Source organism: Actinoplanes derwentensis (assembly GCF_900104725.1).
GTDB classification, from domain to species: domain Bacteria; phylum Actinomycetota; class Actinomycetes; order Mycobacteriales; family Micromonosporaceae; genus Actinoplanes; species Actinoplanes derwentensis.
The window spans coordinates 9,432,092-9,449,746 of record NZ_LT629758.1 but is presented as its reverse complement, the minus strand read 5'-3'; the positions used below and the strand labels follow the sequence as shown (position 1 = coordinate 9,449,746).

The window sequence follows — 17,655 nt, the reverse complement described above, 5'->3', positions numbered from 1 at the left end:
GTGCGCCGAGCAGCATCGGGAGCGGAAAGAGCAGAACCTCCAGCAACCCGCCGGCCACGGCCGTTTCAACATCATCTGGTGAGGCCGAGGATGGTGAATGGCCTGGTCATGTCGCGGCCGGCCCAGCGGGTTGCTTCGGTGATGTCGGTTCGGCCTGCCAGGCGTAGGGCGTTGATGGCGAGGTTGCGCAGTGATGCCAGGACACGTGGTCCGGAGCGGGTGCGGATGCGGGACTGGTCCTCGCGGTAGCAGGTGTCGCGGATGAAGTGCAGGGTTTCGATGGCCCATTGGCCGCGGTTGAACGCGGCGATCGCGGCCGGTCCGGCGGTTTCGGCGGGGTGGCTGGTGATTCCGAGTTGCGCGATGGCGGACTGTTTGCCGTCGCTTGTAGTGACGTAGCGTTCGATCAGCCAGACCTGTTTGACGTGCGGGAACCGCAGGCCGGGCGGGGCGGGAAGGACCCGGATGGTGCGGCGGGTGGTGCGTCCGTGCCCGGTCTCGGTGCTCTCGTGACCGATCGGCGTGGCGGCCCAGGGCAGGGCGTCGAGGGAGTCGAACAGCGCGGCCCGGTTCTGCTTGACCGGCAGGACGAAGTGGCCTCCTTGCTGGTGGATGAGGTCGGCGGTGGCCTTGACGGTGTGCAGGGCGTCGGCGGTGACGGTCACGTCGCGCAGGTCGAGGGTCTCCAGGAGGGCGCGAGCGGCTTCGGGTTCGCGGGTCTTGGCGCCGTCGGTCGGTGTCTGGGCGATGATGACGGCGGTCGGGTCCGGGCCGGGTGCGCCGGTCAGGGCAGCGATCAGGTGCAGTTGTTCGCCGCCGGTGGCGGCGGAGCCGCGGACGGTCTTGCCGTCCAGGCGGACCTGTGACGGTGTGTCGCTGCCGGCGTGCCGGGTGGTGGTCCACTCGGCGATCACCGTGTCCAGGACGTCGCCGTCGGTGTCGGTGCAGACCCGCCACAGTGTGGAGCGTGACGGTCGCCCGGCCGGCCTGGCCTCGGCCCGCAGGTAGAGGCTGTCGAGGACGTCGGTGGGCACGTCGGCGACCCGGCCGCTGATCGCGGTGTAGCCCTTGAGCCCGGCGACTGTGGCCGCTGCGACCAGCGCGAGCACGACCGCGACCGGGTGATCACGGCCTTGGTCGGAGCGGCCGTCGCCGACGGCGAGCACCAGGTCGAGCAGACCGTGACACGAAGGCGTGAACGAGAGGTCCCCGGACAGCGGCGCGGAAGACGGATCGGTGACGAGGATTGCAGACTGCGGCACGACGAAGCTCCGTTTGAACCAGATCCGTGAGAAGACCTGGACTCAACGGAGCTTCGTCCATATCCGACACGCCAACGCAGGAATCATCACTCACCGCCACCATCGATCATGAAACGTCCGTGCCGACGGGCACGACGGCGACCGTGACTCTGTAGGCGGCCTCCACGGGGCCTCCACCAGCGCTGGCGACCATCCCATTATGCCGACACTCTTCGAACCGGTTCAGCTGGGCCGTCTCCGGTTGCCCAACCGGATCGTGATGGCGCCGATGGGCCGGGGCCGAGCCGACCGCAACGGGACGCCGCTACCCTACGTGGCCGACTACTACGCTCAACGGGCCACGGCCGGACTGATCGTCAGCGAGGCCACCTGCCCGGCTCCGCACGCGGCCGGCCACCCGTACGGGGTGCACTGTCACTCCGCGGACGACATCGCGGCCTGGAGGACGGTCGCCGCGGCCGTGCACGCCGCCGGTGGCCGGATGACACTGCAGATCATGCACGCGGGCCGGATCAGCCATCCCGACCTGTACGGCCACATCCCACTGGCGCCGTCACCCGTACCCGCGGCGGGACGGGCTCGCACGTGGAACGGCCCTCAGCCGTATCCCGTACCACGGGAGATGTCGCCGGGTGACATAGCCGGTGCCATCGACGACGTCGTACGGTGCGCCGTCGCGGCGATCGAGGCCGGTTTCGACGGTGTGGAGATCCACGGGGCGAACGGATATCTGGTCCATCAGTTCCTGTCGTCCACGGTGAACCGCCGCACCGACGGCTACGGTGGGCCGCCCCACCGGCGGGTCCGGTTCGCGGTGGACCTGGTGGAAGCGGTGGCGTCCGCCGTCGGTGCGGACCGGACCGGGATCCGGCTGTCCCCCGGTTTCGGCCTCAACGACATGAGCGAACCCGACGCCGCGGAGTTGTACCCGGTCCTGCTGGCGGCGCTGCGGCCGGTCGGCCCGGCGTACCTGCATCTGGTCCACGGCTCCGACCCCGGCCTGGTCCGGGCGGTGCGTGACCGGTGGGAGGGACCGATCGTGCTCAACCCGGGCACCGGCGACCTGGACCCGGACGCCACCCGTGCGGTGGTGGCCGGTGCTCTGGCCGCCGGCTTCGACGCGCTCTCCTTCGGTAAGCAGTTCCTGGCCAATCCGGACCTGCCCCACCGTCTGGCCGAGGGCATCGACTTCAACCGTCCCGACCCGGCGACCTTCTATCAGGGTGGGCGGCAGGGCTATCTCGACTATCCGAAAGCCGACGTCAGAGAAGGGGACACCACATCATGGTCGTTTTCGTCAACAAGCTCACGCTGATCGGTGCCGCGGAGGACCTGGAGAGCCGGTACGCGAAGGTCGCCGAGTACATGCGGACCCGGCCCGGGCTCGTCAGCTACGTCCTGAGCCGTTCCCAGAAGGACCCGTCGACGTACTACAACATCGCCGAGTGGACCGACGAGGAGTCGTTCCGGGCCGCGTTGCAGGAGCCGGAGTTCCGCAGCCGGCTGGACCGGCTGACCGGTGTCATCAAGGGTGAGCCGCACCTGACCGAACCCGTTCTGCGGTACGACACGGCCGGTTGAGCGATGTCCGCGGCGGCCGCCCGGTTTCCCACCGGGCGGCCGCCGCGTCTCGTGGGTCAGTAGTTGCCCAGACCGCCGCACACGTTGACGGCCTGCGCCGTCATCGAGGCGGCCGTGTCGGTGACCAGGTAGCCGACCAGTCCGGCGACCTCCTCCGGCGTCGAATAGCGCCCGAGCGGGATCTTCGCCTGGAACCGGTCCAGCACCGCCTGCTCGGTGGTTTCCCAGTGCGCGGCGTACCCCTGCCGGACCCGGACCGCCATCGGCGTCTCCACATAGCCCGGGCACACCGCGTTCACGGTGATCCCGCTGCCCGCCAGTTCGAAGCCGAGCGCCTTGGTGAAGCCCACCACGCCGTGTTTGGCGGCGGTGTACGGCGCGGCGAGGGCGACACCCTGCTTGCCCGCGGTGGAGGCGATGTTGATGATGCGGCCCCAGCCGTTCTCCCGGATGCCGCCGGCCCGCAGCACCTCGCGAGTGACCCGGAAGGTGGCGGTGAGGTTGGTGGCCAGCACGTCGTCCCACAGGGCGTCGCTGAGGTCGGCGGTGACGCCGCCACCGGACCGGCCGGCGTTGTTGACCAGCACGGTGACCGGCCCGAACCTGTCGACCGCGGAGGCGACCAGGCGGGTGACGTCGTCGGAGGAGCGGACGTCGGCCGCCACGCCGCCTACCTCCAGCCCGCGCCCGCGGAGCTTGTCGGTGACCGTGGCCACCTGGGCGGCGTCCCGGGCGCAGAAGTAGGTGGCGAAACCGCTCTCGGCCAGCGTCTCGACCACGGCCAGGCCGATCCCGCTGGTGCCGCCGGTGACCAGGGCCGCTCCGCGGCCGGTGGATTCCGTCATGGTGGTGTCCTTTCTCAGGTGTCGTCAGTGCGCGGGCGGAGATGTGCCGGTCTCAGAGGCTCAGGACGACCCGGCCGGTGACACGGCGTTCGAGCAGGGCTTCGATCGCGGACCCGGCGTCCGCCCAGTCGGCGCGCAGTCCGACGTGGGGTCGCAGGCGGCCGTCGGCGACGAGACCGAGCAGCGTGCCGAGGTCTCCGGCGGCGTCACGCCGTTCGATCTCGTCGAGCAGGAACAGGTGCTCCAGGCGTACGCCGGGACGGCCGTGCCCCCAGTCCGGGGGAAGCACCAGGTCGGCCCGGACGGTGTTGCCGAACACCACCGCGACCCCGCCGGCCCGGAGCGTGACGAACGCGTCCCGCAACACCGTGCCGCCGACGCTGTCGACGACGACGTCGGTTGTCTCGCCGGGCGGTGGCCCGTCACCGATGTGCAGCCGGTGACCGCGTTCGGCGAGATGTGCTCCGCGCTCCGGCGAACCGACCCATCCCAGCACCGAGGCCCCGGCCGCGGCGGCGAGGTCGGCCACGAACCCGCCGACACCGCCGCTCGCGCCGGTGACCAGCACCGTCCGGGCCAGGAGCCAGCCGGCCCGCCGCAGCGCGTAGAGGGCGGTCAGACCGGCCACCGGCACCGCCGCGGCGACAGCGGGCTCGACCCCGTCCGGCAGGATCGCGAGCCGGTCGGTCCGCACCGCGGCGAGCTGGGCCCAGCCGGTCGAGGCCGCCAGGGCCGCGACGGGCGTACCGGCCGGTGGTCCCGTGCCGTCGGACGCGGCACGGACGACGACACCGGCGACGTCCAGGCCGAGTTGCGACCCGGGTGGCCGGCGGGCGGCGAGCAGCAGGTCGGCTCGGTTGACGGCCACGGCCTTCACTTCGATCAACACCTCACCGGGGGCCGGATCCGGGTCGGGCAACGATTCCAGGCGTATCCCGGGGGACACGCCGGCGGACGTGACGAGTGCCTTCACAGTCATCTCCCCTTTCGCACTCTTCGTACCGGCGGCTTCTGGAGTCCTGGTGGAGTGCGGCCCGTGCGACCGGTATCACTGCCCGGGCGCGTTGCTGGGCGCGGATCACCGCGGGCAGGATGAACCCAGCGGCTGCACAGGGTCACGACGACCACACAGGGAGCAACCGCCTGCCCGACGGGGGGACTCCTTGGTGACCGACTTTCGTCTACTTGGTCCGCTGACACTCACGATCGACGGGGCGCCGGTGACGATCCGCGCTCCGAAACAGCAGGCGCTACTGGTGACGCTGCTGTGGCACGTCGACGACGAGGTACCGGTGGAGGAGATCTACCGGCGGCTGTGGAACGACCGGCCGCCCGCCGCGCCCTCGGCCGCTCTGCACGTTCACGTCGCCCGGCTGCGCGCGGCGCTCGGGGATCGCAGCGGAACCGGCGACCGGCCGGGACGGCCCCGGATCCGGTCCCTCGGCGGCGGATACGTCCTGCGGACCGCACCGGACACGGTGGACCTGTTCCGCTTCCGGGCGGCGGCCCGTCAGGCGCTGCAGGCCCGGCAGTCCGCCGACACCGCCACCGAGCTGGCACACGTGCGAGCCGCGTTGGCACAGTGGACCGGCGACTCGATCGCCTCCCTCTCGGCGGTGCCGTCGCTCGCCGCCGAGGCCGGGCCCTCGCTGCTGGAGGAACGGCTGTGCCTGGTGGAACGCGAGTGCGAGCTCGCACTGGCGGTGTCGCCTCCGGCCGAGGTCGTCCCGCGCCTGCGTTCGCTGGTGGCCCTTCATCCGCTGCGTGAGCAGCTGTGGCTCCTGCTGGTCTCGGCGCTGCACCGCACCGGGGACCGGGAGGCCGCGATCGATGCGTACGACCGGGCCACCACGACGCTGCGCACCCGGCTGGGCATCACGCCCGGCCCCAGGCTGGTGGCCGAGTTCCGGGGGATCACCGGCGACGACTGGCACGCCCGGACCGACCTGCCGCCGGTCGACACCCGGCGCACCATCCGGGGACACGGGTGGGCCACCGTCGCCGGAACCCTGCTCGGCCGGGGCGCCGACACCGGACTGCCGGTGGTGTGCCTGGCCGGGCCCGCCGGAGCGGACCGGACCACCGGCCTGGTCGCCCTGGCTCACCGGTTGCGCGACGACTTCCCGGACGGCCAGTGGTACGTCCGGTTGACCGGCCCCGACGGCCGGCCGCGTGACCCGGGCGCGGTGCTGGCACGGCTGCTGCGGTTGTCCGGGACGGCGCCCGAGGCCGTCCCGGCGGCACGGCGAGACCTGGTCAACACCTACCGGGCCCGGCTCGCGGACCGGCGTGTGCTGCTGTTGCTGGACGACGCCCACGACACCGAGCAGGTACGCGATCTACTGCCCGGGACCTCGCGATCCGCCGTGGTCGTCGTCGGCGACCGGGTTCTCCCGGAACTGGTGGCCCTCTACGGCGCCCGGTCGATCGACCCCTCCCAGCGCGAGCCCGCCCGGCCGCCACCGGCGTCACCGCCGCAGCAGAGTCCGCAGCACCTCCTCCACCCGGGCGGCGGGATCCTCCACCAGCTCAGCGGTCCGCCAGGCGACGAAACGATCCGGGCGGACCAGCGATGCGCCGGTGGGCCCGATGCCGTACCGGGCGGGAAAGCCGTCGGCGTCGACGACATGCACGGTGAGCGGTACGCCGAGACGCTCGGCGGCGAGCGTGGCGGGCTTCACCCACTCACCTCCCTGTGGACCGGTGAGCAGCACGAATCCGGCCCCGAACAGCGCCGTCGTCGACGACGCGGTCCCGTCCGGGGCCACCAGCGGCAGATAGGGCGCCCGCGATCCCGGCCGCCCGGTGGCCGTTGCGGGATCCTCCACCAGCACCTGATCGTCGCCGGGATCGGGCAGGACGGCACCGGCCGGGTACCGATAACCGAAAGCCAGCACCGCCGGCGGCAGTGGATCGGGAACGTCGCCGTCCCGCAGTTCCGGCGCGACCCGCTCGACGAGATTGGCGAACTGCTGCTCGACGAGCAGACGGGCGTACGGCCGGCGCTCGGTCTCGAAGGTGCGCAGCAGCTCCAGGCCCGCCCACCCCTCCACCACAGCCGCGAGCCGCCAGCCCAGGTACAACCCGTCCAGAATCGCGGTGTTGCCACCCAGCCCGCCGGTCGGCGGCATGACATGTGCGGCATCGCCGGCCAGCAGCACCCGGCCCACCTGGAAACGCTGCGCGACCGCACAGGCGATCGAGGTCTCGCCGGACTCGACGACGTCCAGTGCGACGTTCTCGCCGAGGCCCAGATCGGCCGCGATCTGCCGGACGATCCCCTCCCGGGAGTGGTGCCAGCCGTCGGGCAACTCCGGGGTGAGGTTGCGGAAGTACCCGTACAGGCCGGGGACCTCGGTGTTGAACAGCACCGCGCGCCCGAGGTGGAACGCCACGAATCGCGAACCGTCGGCGGCCCCGGGAGTATGGGCGAGAGGTTCGCTCAGGTCCGCCTTGAAGAGCACCCGCAGAACCCGGCCCACCACACCGCGCCCCTGCAGGGGCACACCGAGCGCCTCGCGGATCGGACTGCGCCAGCCGTCCGCCGCCACCAGGTACCGGGCCCGGATCCGGCGGCGTGTTCCGGTCGCGGCGTCCTCCACGAAAGCGGTGACGCCCTCGTCGTCCTGCGTCAGCCCGGACACCCGGGTTCCGAAGCGGACCTCGGCGCCGAGTTCCCGGGCTCGTTCGGCCAGCGCGCGTTCGGCGCCGGATTGACTGGCGGTGCCCCACTCCTCCGGTGACACGTGCCGCATGGTCAGTTCCCGGCCGCTGATCAGCGTCCGGGTCACCGGCCCGGCCAGCCGTGGCGCGAGAACCATGGCGAAGCCGGTCCGGTCGGGGCGGCTCAGCTCGCGGATCCGGTCGGCCACCCCCGCGATACGCAGGGCCTCCATCGTGTGCGGGTACTGGCCGGTGGCCTTCACGGCGGTCGAGGCGTGGGGACGGCTGTCCACTACCAGCGGCCGGACTCCGTGCAAGGCGGAGAAGATCGCGGTGCTGAGCCCGGCCGGCCCGGCGCCCACCACCAGAACGGGATGGTGCTCGACGGCGGTCACGGGACCAGGACCACACGGCCGAGCTGACGGCGGTCCTCGATCAGCCGGTGCGCCCGCGCCGCTTCCTCCAGGGGCAGGACGGCGTGCACGGCGACGCGCAGCCGGCCGTCACCGACCAGCTCGGTCAGCTCCCGCTGGGTGTTCGCCGCCTCCTCGGGGGCGGCGGCCAGCCACGCGTCGAGGGCCGTCCCGACGACGGTCTTCAGGCCGAGCAGGTCGGTCAGCGCGACCCGGCCCGCCTCGCCGGAAGCACCGGCGAAGCCGTAGTAGACCAGCCGGCCCAGCGGCTTGAGCAGGGCCAGGCCGGGCGCGAACACCGCACCTTCCACACTGTCGAGGACCAGGTCGACTCCGGTGCCGCCGGTGGCCTCGCGGACCCGGTCGGGCCAGTCCGGCCGGGAGTAGTCGACGACGGCGTCGGCACCGTGCTCACGGACGAAGTCCGCCTTCTCCGGTGAGCTGACCGTGCCGATCACCAGGCCCGCGCCCCGCAGTCTGGCCAACTGGGTGACGAGGTGGCCGATCGCGCCGGCGGCGGCATGCACCAGCACCGTGTCGCCGGGGGCGAGCCGCCCGACACTCAACACGCTGGCGGCGACCTGGGCGGTCGATGCGAGCGCGGTGGCGACCGGCGCGGGAACGTCGTCCGGCACCGGCACCGCCCGGGTCTCGTCGACCAGCACCAGATCGGCGTACGCGTCGTCCACACCCCAGGCCGCCAGCCGGTCCCCCACGGCGAAACGGTGCGTGCCGGGCCCGGCCCAGACGACCCGGCCGACCACGTCGCCGTGTGGTGCGCGCGGCACCGGTGAGGGGAAGGGTGCCGTACCGGAACGCAGTTGGGTCTCGATGAAGTTGACGCCGACGGCCTCGACACCGACCACGAGCTGACCGTCGCCCGGCACCGGATCCGGTGCCTTCTCGACGGTCAGCACATCCGGGCCGCCGTGCTCGTAGTAGCGGATGACGCGCATACGAATACCCCTTCCGTCACGGCGGTGGCGGGACACCGCCACCGCCGGTTGTAGCCGGGTGCGCTCGTGGGCCGGTCGAGGAGAGCCGGAGGGTCACTCGGTCCGCGGTGCGGGCGACCGCGCGGGCCCGGGCACGAGCGCGGCGGCGAGCCCGGCCACGAGCGCGAACCCGACGACGATCCAGTAGGTCCGGCCGTACGCCTCCGGGGGGAAACCGGTGGCGGCGGCGAGCCGTTGCTGCAGAACCACCGCGACGACGGCGATGCCCAGCGACCCGCCGATCTGGTTCAGGATGAACAGCGCGCTGGTGGCCCGTGGGGCGTCGGCGGAGCCGACCGCGAGATACATGAACGCCATCACGCCCGGCACGGTGAAGCCGATACCGAATCCGGCGATGCCGAAGGCGAGTGCGGTGAAGACCTGTGAGGTGTGTGCGCCGACGGTGGACAGGGCGAGAGCGGCCACGGCGGCGAGCAGCATCCCGATCGGGGCGGTCACCCGGGCGGTGAGCCGGGCCCCGGCTTTGCCGACGGCGATGGCCCCGGCGGCGCCGAGGATGCCGGACGGGATCATGAGCAGGCCGGCGTGCAGGGCTCCGAACCCGCGCGCCTGCTGGTGGTAGAGCGGGGTCAGGAAGAGCAGACCGTTGGCGACCGCACCGACCAGCAGCATGGTGACCACCGACATGGTGAACCCGCGCCGGCTGAACAGCCGCACGTCGATCAGTGGCGCGGTGGTGCGCAGGGCGTGCAGGACGTAACCCACGAGCAGTGCCGCGCCGGCGGCGAAGGCGGTGAGGGCCATCGGGTCACCGAAGTCGCCGCGATGCGCCGCGGTGGTGAGCCCGTAGATCAGCGCCGCGAACCCGGGCGACAGCAGGGCCAGGCCGAGGATGTCGAGCCGCGGCCGGGCTCCTTCCGCGTCGGGGACGGCCGCCGGGAGAACCTTGAAGGCCAGCACCAGGGCGATGACGCCGACCGGAAGGTTGATGAAGAACATCCAGCGCCAGCTGATGTCGTCGACGAAGAACCCACCCAGGACGGGACCCAGCACCGGCCCGATGGTCAGCGGGATGGAGACCAGCCCCATCGCCTTGGTGACCCGGGCGGGGCCGGCGGCCTGGGCGATCGCGGCCTGCACGACGGGGAAGATCATCCCGCCGCCGAGGCCCTGGAGCACCCGGAACCCGATCAGGCTGCCGGCCGACCAGGCGAGGCCGGACAGGAGCGAGCCGAGGGTGAACAGCACCACGGCGAGGACCCAGACCCGGCGCACACCGAACCGGTCCACGCCCCAGCCGGAGACCGGGGTGGCGACGGCGACGGCGAGCAGGTATCCCGCGGTCACCCACTGGATGGTCGCGAGCGGCGCGCTGAACTCCGCTCCGAGACGGTCCACGCCGACGTTCACGATGGTCTCGTCGAGCAGGGCCATCAGCAAGGCCAGCAGCAGCACGCCGGCCATGCGCAGGAACGCGGGATCAAGGCGGTCGTCCACTTCCGGACTCCGCTGGGTTGCGCTGGACATGTGTTTACCTCCGCACATTCGTCAAGTCGGGCACAGATTACATGTAGGTGCAGACATATTTTTGCCAGGAAACGTGGGACAACGCGGAAATGGCGCTCTGAGCTGAGGAAACAAACATGCATGTACATTGAATTGGCCTGGAGTGTAGGGTGCACTGCGACGACCCTGGGAGCGATGCGATGGCGGAACGACGTGGCGGACAGCCGGACGCGCTGGACCTGTGGCGACAGCTGACGGTCCTCACCGGCCGGCTGGGCCAGGCACTCGACAAGAAGCTGGTGCGCGACTTCGACATCACCCTGTCCGAGCTGCTCGTGCTCGACCAGCTCAGCCGGGGCAATCCGCGCGGCCTGCGGATCCAGGACCTGAGCGAGGCGGTGGCCCTGGATCAGTCGTCCATGAGCCGCCTGGTCTCCCGCCTCACCGGCAAGCAGCTCGCCGCCCGGGTCAGCTGCGAGCACGACCGGCGGGGCGTCTATTGCCAGCTGACCGACCAGGGCCTCGAGCGATACACCGCAGCCGTCAAGGTCAGCCGTGCCGAGCTCGGTGCGGCACTGGAGGCCGCCGCGTTCGACGAGCACCTGGCCTCCGTCGTCGCCCGGCTCACCAGGCCCATCGCCGCGCCCGCCGAGACCTGAGACCCGACCGAGGGAGTCCTTCAGTGCAGTTGTCGATCCTCGACCAGTCGATGGTCCCGGAGGGATCCACACCGACGCAGGCTCTGACCAACACCATCGATCTGGCCCGGGCCGCGGACGCGCTCGGCTATCACCGTTACTGGCTCGCCGAGCACCATGCCACGGCGTCGTTCGCGAGCCCCGCGCCGGAGATCATGACCGCGCGGCTGTCGGCGGAGACCACCGGGCTGCGCATCGGCAGCGGCGGTGTCCTGCTGCCGTACTACAGCCCGTTCAAGGTGGCCGAGACCTTCCGGGTGCTGCAGGCGCTGGCCCCCGGCCGCGTCGACCTCGGCATCGGCCGGGGCTCGGGGGCCACGGCCCGGGACGCGCGGTTGCTCAACCCGGCCCTCGGCCACCCCTCCGATCACGCGTTCGCCGAGCAGGTCAGCGCGACGCGCGCATTTCTCGGCGAGCGGGGCGACCGGGACGGGATCATGCCGCCGGTGGACGGCATGCCGGAGATCTGGCTCCTGGGCGCCAGCCCGTCGAGCGCGGCGCTGGCCGGCCGGCTCGGCCTGCCCTATTCGTTCGCGCACTTCGGCCGCCCGGAGATCGTCACCGAGGCGGTCCGGGCGTACCGGCAGAGTTTCGACGGCAGTGGTGGCGGCACCCCACGGGTGATGGCCGGCATCGGGGTGTACTGCGCGCCGACCCGCGCCGAAGCCGAACGCGTCTTCGCCAGTCAGCGGCTGTTCCGGCAGCGCATGTCCCGCGGAGATCTGCGGCCGGTGCCGGCCCCGGAGACCGCGCTGGCGGAACTGCACGGCCGGCCCGAGATCCCGCCGACCGCACGGCCCGAGTGGCCGTCCTACGCGGTCGGTTCCCCGGCCGAGGTCGCGGAGCAGCTCACGGCCATGGCCGCCGCGGTGGGCATCGACGAGTTCGTGGTGCTGTCCACGATCCACGGGCACGAGGACCGGGTGCGCTCGTACGCGCTGCTGGCCGAGGCCCTCGGCGTCCGGCCCCGCAGGGTCGCGGCGACACAGGGCGCATAACACTCGTCAACCGACCGGCCCCAGGTTCGTAATATTCACGTGCGACGATGGAATCCTCGATCTACGAGGAGGCATCGGGTGACCGTGACCGTCGATCCAGGGGCTCCGCCGGCGGACGAGTACCGCGTGCTCGGCCCGCTGACGGTGATTCTGCGCGGCCGGCCCGTGCCGGTGACCGCACCGAAACAGCGCATCATCCTGGCGGCCCTGCTGGTGCGGGCCGGCTCGTGGGTCAGCACCGCGGAGCTGGCCGGCGCGGTGTGGGACGACCGGCCACCGCCGGAGAACCCGCGCGGCGCCCTTCAGGTGCACCTCACCAGACTGCGATCCCGGTTCGCCGCCTGCCTGCCGGGCGAGGCCGGGCCGATCGAGGCGCGTCCCGGCGCCTACCGCATCGTGGTGCCGCCGGGATCCCTGGACCTCGACCGGTTCCGGGACTCGATCGGCCGGGCACGCGGTGCCCGGCGCGGCGCGACACCCGACGCCGAACTGACCTGGGTCCACCGTGCCCTCGCCCAGTGGCGGGGCGAACCACTGGCTCTCGTCCCCTCGGTCCGTCTCCAGCGGGAAGTCGTCACCGCCCTGGTCGACGAGCGTCTGGGGTGGACCGAGCGCCGGTTCGAGCTCGAGCTGGCCCTCGGCCGCCATGACCAGATCGTCGGGGAACTCCGGGCCGCGACGATCGCTCACCCGGAACGGGACCGGTTGTGGGGCCAGCTCATGGACGCCCTCGCCGCCTGCGACGACCGGCCGGCCGCCATCGCCGTGTACCACCAGGCGCGCCGGCAGCTGCGTGCCGAACTCGGGGTGACACCGGGCCCGGAGCTGCGACGCCGGTACCGTGACCTGATCGCCGAGGCCGGACAAGGCCCCGGCAGCGGTACGGCGGCGCCGGCCACCGGCCGTGACCGCTGGTGGCCGCAATGCCAGCTGCCGCCGGACCTCACCGACTTCACCGGCCGGGCGGCCGTCCTGGGCGAATTGTGCGCCACGCTGCGACCGGACGACTCGCCGGTGGTCTGCATCACCGGCGCACCCGGGGCCGGCAAGTCCGCACTCGCCGTCCGCGCCGGACACCGCCTGCGGGCCCGGTTTCCCGACGGGCAGTGGTTCGTCCGGGCCGGTGGTCGTACCTGGTCCGACATCCTCGCCGAGATGCTGGCCACCACCGGTGTGCGGCAGCCACCGGCCGGCACCGCCGCGGCCGTGGCCCGGCTGCGCCGCGAGATCGACGGCCGCAAGGTGCTGCTGGTCATCGACGACATCCCGGAGGGCGCCCCACCACCCGGCCTGTTGCCCCTTCCGGCGGGAAGCGCCGTCCTCGCCGTGCGGCGTGCCGATCCGGACGCCCACGCCTGCGACTTCGCCCACGTCGTCGTACTCCCGGTGCTTCAGCACGCCGAGGCCGTCGAGCTGCTGACCGGGATGGTCGGGCCCGCCCGGGCCCGGCACGAGCCCGCCGCACTGGACACACTCGTCGAACGGTGCGACCGGCTTCCGCTGGCACTGCGGATCGCCGGCGCCCACCTGGCGACCCGCCCCGGCAGTATCGCCGCGTTCGCGGCACGCCTCGGCGCCGACCCGCTCACCGCCCTCACCATTCCCGGCAGTCGCCGGGCAGCGGTACGCACCACCTTCGAGCTCGCCTACTCCGCCCTCCCCCGCAACGCCCGGCGGCTGTTCCGGCACCTGGCGCTCGTACCGCGTCTGTCACATCGTGTCGAGACGATCGCCGAGCTGACCGGCATGCCACCGTCCGCGGCGTCGGCGATCGTCGCGGACCTGGTCCGCGCCCAGATCGTGGGCCTCGGCCCGGACGGCGTGATCCGGTTGCACAGCCTGATGGCCCGGTACGCCGCCGAACGCGTGCACGCCGAGGACTCGCCGTCGGACCGGCGAACGGCGGCGCAACGGCTGGCGGAGTGGTACCTGCGATTCGCCGACGAGGCCGTACGCCTGTGCCATCCGGACGTGCTGCGCGCCGATACCGGCGGCGGGCCGGCCGTTTTCGCCAGCGAGCGTGCGGCCCGGGCATGGTTGCGGCGGGAACGACGCAACCTCGTCGCGGTGGCCGTCCACTCCGCGTCCAGCGGCCTGGACACCCTCGCCGTAGCCCTGACCGAGGCGTTGCGTGGACCGTGCGGCGCCGAACGGCACCACGCCGACTGGCGGCTCGCCGCCGAGGCCGCGCTCGCCGCCGTCGATCCGATACGTGAGCCCGCGGACGCCGCCGTGGCCCGGCTCAACCTGGCTCTGGCGCTGCAGGGCCTCAACGAGCTGGGCGCCGCCGAGACTCACCTGTCGCAGGCGTACGACCGGTTCCGCACCCGGGGCCCGGCACAGCTGGAGATGGTCGCGGTGACCGCTCTGGCGATGCACCGCCTCCAGCAGCCGACGAAACGGTTCGACGACGCGATCGAGCTCCTGCACCGTGGCCTGCGACTCTGCCGCCGATCGGGGGCCCGTCAGGCGGAGGCACGATGCCTGCTGCACCTCGGCATGGCCCATCACGGGCGTGGCGAACTGCGCCTGGCCCGCCGGTGTCTCAACGCCGCGGCCCGGATCGCCGAACGGACCGGGCGATGCTCGCCGCACACCGAGATCCTGGCCCGGCTGGGCGCGGTCTGCACCGACCTCGGCGCGCACCATGAGGCGGTCCGGCGGTTGCGGACCGCACTGCGGATGGGCCGGTCGGCACGTTCGGCGCATTCGGTGGCGCTCGCCTCGTACGAGCTGGGCCGGCTGCGGCGGGCCACCGGGCGTCCCGACCGCGCGCACGCACACGTGGCTCGCGCCATGGCCGTCGCCGAACCGGCCGGCTACGCCGCGGTGCTGGTCAACGCCCGTAACCTGCTCGCCGGCCTGCATCACGACCAGGGGCGGGCCGAGGACGCGGAGCGGGAGTACCGGCGTGCGCTGGGCGAGGCCGAGCGGATCGGCCACCCGGGCGCCCGTTGCGAAGCGCTCACCGGGCTCACCCTGCTGGCCCATCGGCAGGGACGGGACCACCAGGTGCCCGTCATGGCCGGGCAGGCCGTCCGCGCCGCCCGGGCCACCGGGTCGGCGCGCTGGCAGTTCCGGGTCCGCGAACTCCTCGCACCGCTCCAGTCAGCTCCGATCGGGCGCTGAGACGCTGCCAGGCGATCAGAGGAGCGTCCGGAAGGGTAAACGATGCTGGCGATCCGAGCGAACCGGTTGTTCGACGGCGTGAACGTGGTCGAAGGGGATCGGCTTACGGTGCTGGTCGACGGGGGTGTCGTCGAGGCGGTCACGGATGGGCCGCCACCCTCCGGCGCCGACGTGATCGATCTTGGCGCCGGCACCCTGCTCCCCGGCCTCATCGATGCGCACGTCCATCTGGCGTTCGACGCCACGCCGGACACGGTCGGCGCTCTGGCCGTCGGCGACGACATCCTGCTGGACCGCATGCGTGCCGCGGCGGCCGCGACACTCGACGCAGGTGTCACCACCGCCCGCGATCTCGGTGACCGTGGTTATCTGAGCTTGCGGGTACGCGCCGAATCCGCCGCCGATCCCCGCCGCGGGCCGCGACTGCTGGTGTCCGGGCCGCCCGTCACGTCGGTCGGCGGCCACTGCTGGTTCCTCGGCGGTGAGGTGAAGGGCTCCGACGCTGTCCGCGCGGCGGTCCGCGAACGGGCAGCCCGCGGTGTCGACGTGGTGAAGGTGGTGGTGACCGGGGGCCGGCTCACCGAGGGTTCACACCCGCACGAGGTGCAGTTCGGCGCGGCCGAACTGGATGCCGTCACGGACGAGGCGGCTCGTCACGGTCTGCCGGTCACCGGGCACTGTCACGCCGCCGACGGCATCGCCGCCGCGGTGGCGGCCGGGTTCGGTGGCATCGAGCACTGCACCTTCGTCACCGCCGAGAGCATCTTCGTGGACCCGCTGCTGCTGGAGGCCATGGTCACCGCCGGCACCCGGGTCACCCTCACGCTGGGCACGGTGGGGCCGGCCGCGGCCGTCGACCACGGCGGTGACGATCCCCGCCGTGTGGCCATGCACGACGCGTTGCGCCGTGTCGCCACCTCGGGCGTTCCGGTGGCCTGCGCCAGCGACGCCGGCTGCGGCCCCGGCAAACCGCACGGATCGCTCGCGTACGCGGTGGAGGCGATGACCGGTCTCGGCCTCCCGGCGCAACGGGCACTGCGCGCCGTGACCTCCGGCGCGGCCGAGGTCTGCGGGCTCGGTGACCGCGTGGGCCGGATCGCGCCCGGGTACGCGGCCGACCTACTCGCGGTACACGGTGATCCGCTCACCCGTCCGGCCGCCCTGCGCCGGGTCGCCGCAGTGTTCCGGGACGGGCAGCGGGTGCGGTAGCCCTCCAACAACGCTCCACCGGGAACCGATCAGAGGGCGGGACGCTCGGCTCATCACCCGCACCGACGCGTCAGGAGAATCCCCGTGCCCGAAGCCGCTGTTCACCACACCCGGCACAGCATCGACGTGGAGGCGTCCGCCGATGCCGTCTATCCAATCATCGCCGACGTCACCCGGTGGCCGTACACGTTCGGCCCGACCATCCACGTGGATCTGCTCGAACACCACGCCGACGGCCCGGAGCGGACGGAGCGGCTGCGCTTGTGGGCCACCGCCAACGGGGTGGTGCGCTCGTGGACCTCACGGCGCACGCTGACCCCCGCCGCCGGGCGGATCGTCTTCCGGCAGGAGGTGTCCGCAGCCCCGGTCGCGTCGATGGGGGGCGAATGGCGGCTCGAGCCGCTCGGCGACGGCCGGACCCGGGTGATCCTCCTGCACGATTTCACCGTCGCCGGCGAGGATCCCGGCGCCGCCGCATGGGTGGAGAAGGCCGTCGATGCCAACAGTACGGTGGAACTCGCCGCGCTGAGGGCCGCGGCACTGCCGGCCGCCGCGGGCACCCGGCTGTCGTTCGAGGACTCGGTTCACGTGCCCGCCCCGCCGGGCGACGTCTACGAGTTCCTGTACCGCGCGGACCGGTGGAACGAACGGCTGCCGCACGTCGCCCGGGTCGAGCTGACCGAGGACGATCCGGACGTGCAGACGCTGGAGATGGACACCATCGCACCGGACGGCTCGGTGCACACCACCAAGTCGGTCCGGGTCGGGTTCCCCACCAGCCGGATCGTGTACAAGCAGACCACCCTGCCGCCGTTGCTGGCGGCGCACACCGGCGCCTGGACCCTGCGGGCCGACGGCGACGGGGTGACCGTGACGTCCCAGCACACCGTGGTACTGCGCCCCGAGCGCATCGAGCCGTTGCTCGGCGCGGCCGCGACGCTCGCCGACGCCCGGGCCCTGGTCCAGCGCAACCTCAGCACCAACAGCACCCGGACGCTCCAGCAGGCCCGCCAGTACCTGCAGCCGGTCTCCGACTGAGCGGGGACCACGGCGGCGGGGTACGGCCGGCCGGGCGGCCAGCCGTACCCCGCCGCCGTCTCATACGCCGGTCAGCGACCGGTTGACGTCCTCCAGGAGCGCGCGCGGCGTCTCGCAGCGTTCGAGGACCTCGTCCGGCAGCGCCACGTCGAATTCCCGGGACACCCGGGAGACGGTCTCCAGCAGAGCGAGCGAGTCGAAGCCGAGGTCGAGGAACGAGGTGTCGAGGATGTCCCCGTCGAGGTCGAGGCTCTCGTCCTCGCCCGCCGCCTCCTTGAGGATGCGGCGCAGGTTGTCGAGATCGAGCAACTGATCGATGGCCATGGCAGGTGGTGTCCTTTCAGTCGTCCAGTGGAT

At 72.4% G+C, this 17,655-nt stretch carries 14 protein-coding genes and 1 pseudogene; 8 read left to right on the top strand and 7 right to left on the bottom strand.

Translation table 11 applies throughout. The annotated features are described in order from the left end of the window. Positions 1-71: 71 nt before the first annotated feature. On the bottom strand, positions 72-1,262 hold the full coding sequence (locus BLU81_RS42285; RefSeq protein ID WP_092554672.1) for an ISAs1 family transposase: 1,191 nt from the start codon (positions 1,260-1,262) through the stop codon (positions 72-74). 199 nt (positions 1,263-1,461) lie between these two features. On the opposite strand from BLU81_RS42285, the gene BLU81_RS42280 reads away from it, so the two are divergent. Then, positions 1,462-2,577 (top strand): oxidoreductase, encoded by a 1,116-nt coding sequence (locus tag BLU81_RS42280; protein WP_092554670.1) that lies wholly within the window; start codon positions 1,462-1,464, stop codon positions 2,575-2,577. Then, complete coding sequence (locus BLU81_RS42275) at positions 2,547-2,843, top strand: antibiotic biosynthesis monooxygenase family protein (RefSeq protein WP_172890725.1); 297 nt, start codon at positions 2,547-2,549, stop codon at positions 2,841-2,843. The genes BLU81_RS42280 and BLU81_RS42275 overlap by 31 nt, the downstream gene beginning before the upstream one ends. Before the next feature lie 56 nt (positions 2,844-2,899). Here the strand turns inward: BLU81_RS42275 and BLU81_RS42270 are convergent, their stop codons facing one another. Further along, positions 2,900-3,688 carry an SDR family NAD(P)-dependent oxidoreductase gene (locus tag BLU81_RS42270; RefSeq protein WP_092554666.1) on the bottom strand — a complete coding sequence of 263 codons (789 nt, stop codon included), beginning with the start codon at positions 3,686-3,688 and terminating at the stop codon, positions 2,900-2,902. Positions 3,689-3,740: 52 nt separating this feature from the next. After that, positions 3,741-4,667, bottom strand: a complete 927-nt coding sequence (locus tag BLU81_RS42265) for a zinc-binding dehydrogenase (RefSeq protein WP_231953781.1) — start codon at positions 4,665-4,667, stop codon at positions 3,741-3,743. Between BLU81_RS42265 and BLU81_RS52185 the strand changes: the two are divergent. After that, a pseudogene (locus BLU81_RS52185) lies at positions 4,645-5,529 on the top strand (AfsR/SARP family transcriptional regulator); the annotation flags it as partial. The gene BLU81_RS42265 and the pseudogene BLU81_RS52185 sit on opposite strands and share 23 nt — an antisense overlap. A gap of 627 nt (positions 5,530-6,156) precedes the next feature. Here the strand turns inward: BLU81_RS52185 and BLU81_RS42255 are convergent. The 3 genes from BLU81_RS42255 to BLU81_RS42245 form a co-directional block, all read right to left on the bottom strand. Further along, positions 6,157-7,746: an FAD-dependent oxidoreductase gene (locus BLU81_RS42255; protein WP_092554664.1), complete on the bottom strand. Its 1,590-nt coding sequence runs from the start codon at positions 7,744-7,746 to the stop codon at positions 6,157-6,159. Then, the gene (locus BLU81_RS42250; RefSeq protein WP_092554662.1) at positions 7,743-8,720 is read right to left on the bottom strand and encodes a quinone oxidoreductase family protein; all 978 of its coding nucleotides are present in this window, start codon (positions 8,718-8,720) and stop codon (positions 7,743-7,745) included. The genes BLU81_RS42255 and BLU81_RS42250 overlap by 4 nt, the downstream gene beginning before the upstream one ends. A gap of 93 nt (positions 8,721-8,813) precedes the next feature. Beyond that, a complete protein-coding gene (locus BLU81_RS42245; RefSeq protein ID WP_231953779.1) occupies positions 8,814-10,247 on the bottom strand; it encodes a DHA2 family efflux MFS transporter permease subunit in 1,434 nt (477 codons plus the stop codon). 179 nt (positions 10,248-10,426) lie between these two features. Between BLU81_RS42245 and BLU81_RS42240 the strand changes: the two genes are divergently transcribed. The 5 genes from BLU81_RS42240 (at position 10,427) to BLU81_RS42220 (ending at position 17,298) form a co-directional block, all read left to right on the top strand. Continuing rightward, complete coding sequence (locus BLU81_RS42240; RefSeq protein WP_092554658.1) at positions 10,427-10,885, top strand: MarR family winged helix-turn-helix transcriptional regulator; 459 nt, start codon at positions 10,427-10,429, stop codon at positions 10,883-10,885. A 23-nt stretch (positions 10,886-10,908) separates the two neighbouring features. Then, positions 10,909-11,922 (top strand): LLM class flavin-dependent oxidoreductase, encoded by a 1,014-nt coding sequence (locus tag BLU81_RS42235; RefSeq protein ID WP_092554656.1) that lies wholly within the window; start codon positions 10,909-10,911, stop codon positions 11,920-11,922. Positions 11,923-12,000: 78 nt separating this feature from the next. Further along, the gene (locus tag BLU81_RS42230; RefSeq protein ID WP_157752007.1) at positions 12,001-15,051 is read left to right on the top strand and encodes an AfsR/SARP family transcriptional regulator; all 3,051 of its coding nucleotides are present in this window, start codon (positions 12,001-12,003) and stop codon (positions 15,049-15,051) included. A 42-nt stretch (positions 15,052-15,093) separates the two neighbouring features. Beyond that, on the top strand, positions 15,094-16,260 hold the full coding sequence (locus BLU81_RS42225; RefSeq protein WP_092554652.1) for an amidohydrolase family protein: 1,167 nt from the start codon (positions 15,094-15,096) through the stop codon (positions 16,258-16,260). Positions 16,261-16,344: 84 nt separating this feature from the next. Then, complete coding sequence (locus BLU81_RS42220; protein WP_092554650.1) at positions 16,345-17,298, top strand: aromatase/cyclase; 954 nt, start codon at positions 16,345-16,347, stop codon at positions 17,296-17,298. A gap of 60 nt (positions 17,299-17,358) precedes the next feature. Here BLU81_RS42220 and BLU81_RS42215 read toward each other — a convergent pair whose 3' ends face one another. Next, complete coding sequence (locus BLU81_RS42215) at positions 17,359-17,622, bottom strand: acyl carrier protein (protein ID WP_092554648.1); 264 nt, start codon at positions 17,620-17,622, stop codon at positions 17,359-17,361. Between the last annotated feature and the right edge of the window lie 33 nt (positions 17,623-17,655).

Excerpts from the sequence above, each read along its gene's own strand:
- BLU81_RS42215 (WP_092554648.1), bottom strand. The coding sequence starts at position 17,622 with ATGGCCATCGATCAGTTGCTCGATCTCGACAACCTGCGCCGCATCCTC.
- BLU81_RS42270 (WP_092554666.1), bottom strand. The coding sequence starts at position 3,688 with ATGACGGAATCCACCGGCCGCGGAGCGGCCCTGGTCACCGGCGGCACC.
- BLU81_RS42265 (WP_231953781.1), bottom strand. The coding sequence starts at position 4,667 with ATGACTGTGAAGGCACTCGTCACGTCCGCCGGCGTGTCCCCCGGGATA.
- BLU81_RS42240 (WP_092554658.1), top strand. The coding sequence starts at position 10,427 with ATGGCGGAACGACGTGGCGGACAGCCGGACGCGCTGGACCTGTGGCGA.
- BLU81_RS42275 (WP_172890725.1), top strand. The coding sequence starts at position 2,547 with ATGGTCGTTTTCGTCAACAAGCTCACGCTGATCGGTGCCGCGGAGGAC.
- BLU81_RS42225 (WP_092554652.1), top strand. The coding sequence starts at position 15,094 with ATGCTGGCGATCCGAGCGAACCGGTTGTTCGACGGCGTGAACGTGGTC.
- BLU81_RS42280 (WP_092554670.1), top strand. The coding sequence starts at position 1,462 with ATGCCGACACTCTTCGAACCGGTTCAGCTGGGCCGTCTCCGGTTGCCC.
- BLU81_RS42245 (WP_231953779.1), bottom strand. The coding sequence starts at position 10,247 with ATGTCCAGCGCAACCCAGCGGAGTCCGGAAGTGGACGACCGCCTTGAT.
- BLU81_RS42250 (WP_092554662.1), bottom strand. The coding sequence starts at position 8,720 with ATGCGCGTCATCCGCTACTACGAGCACGGCGGCCCGGATGTGCTGACC.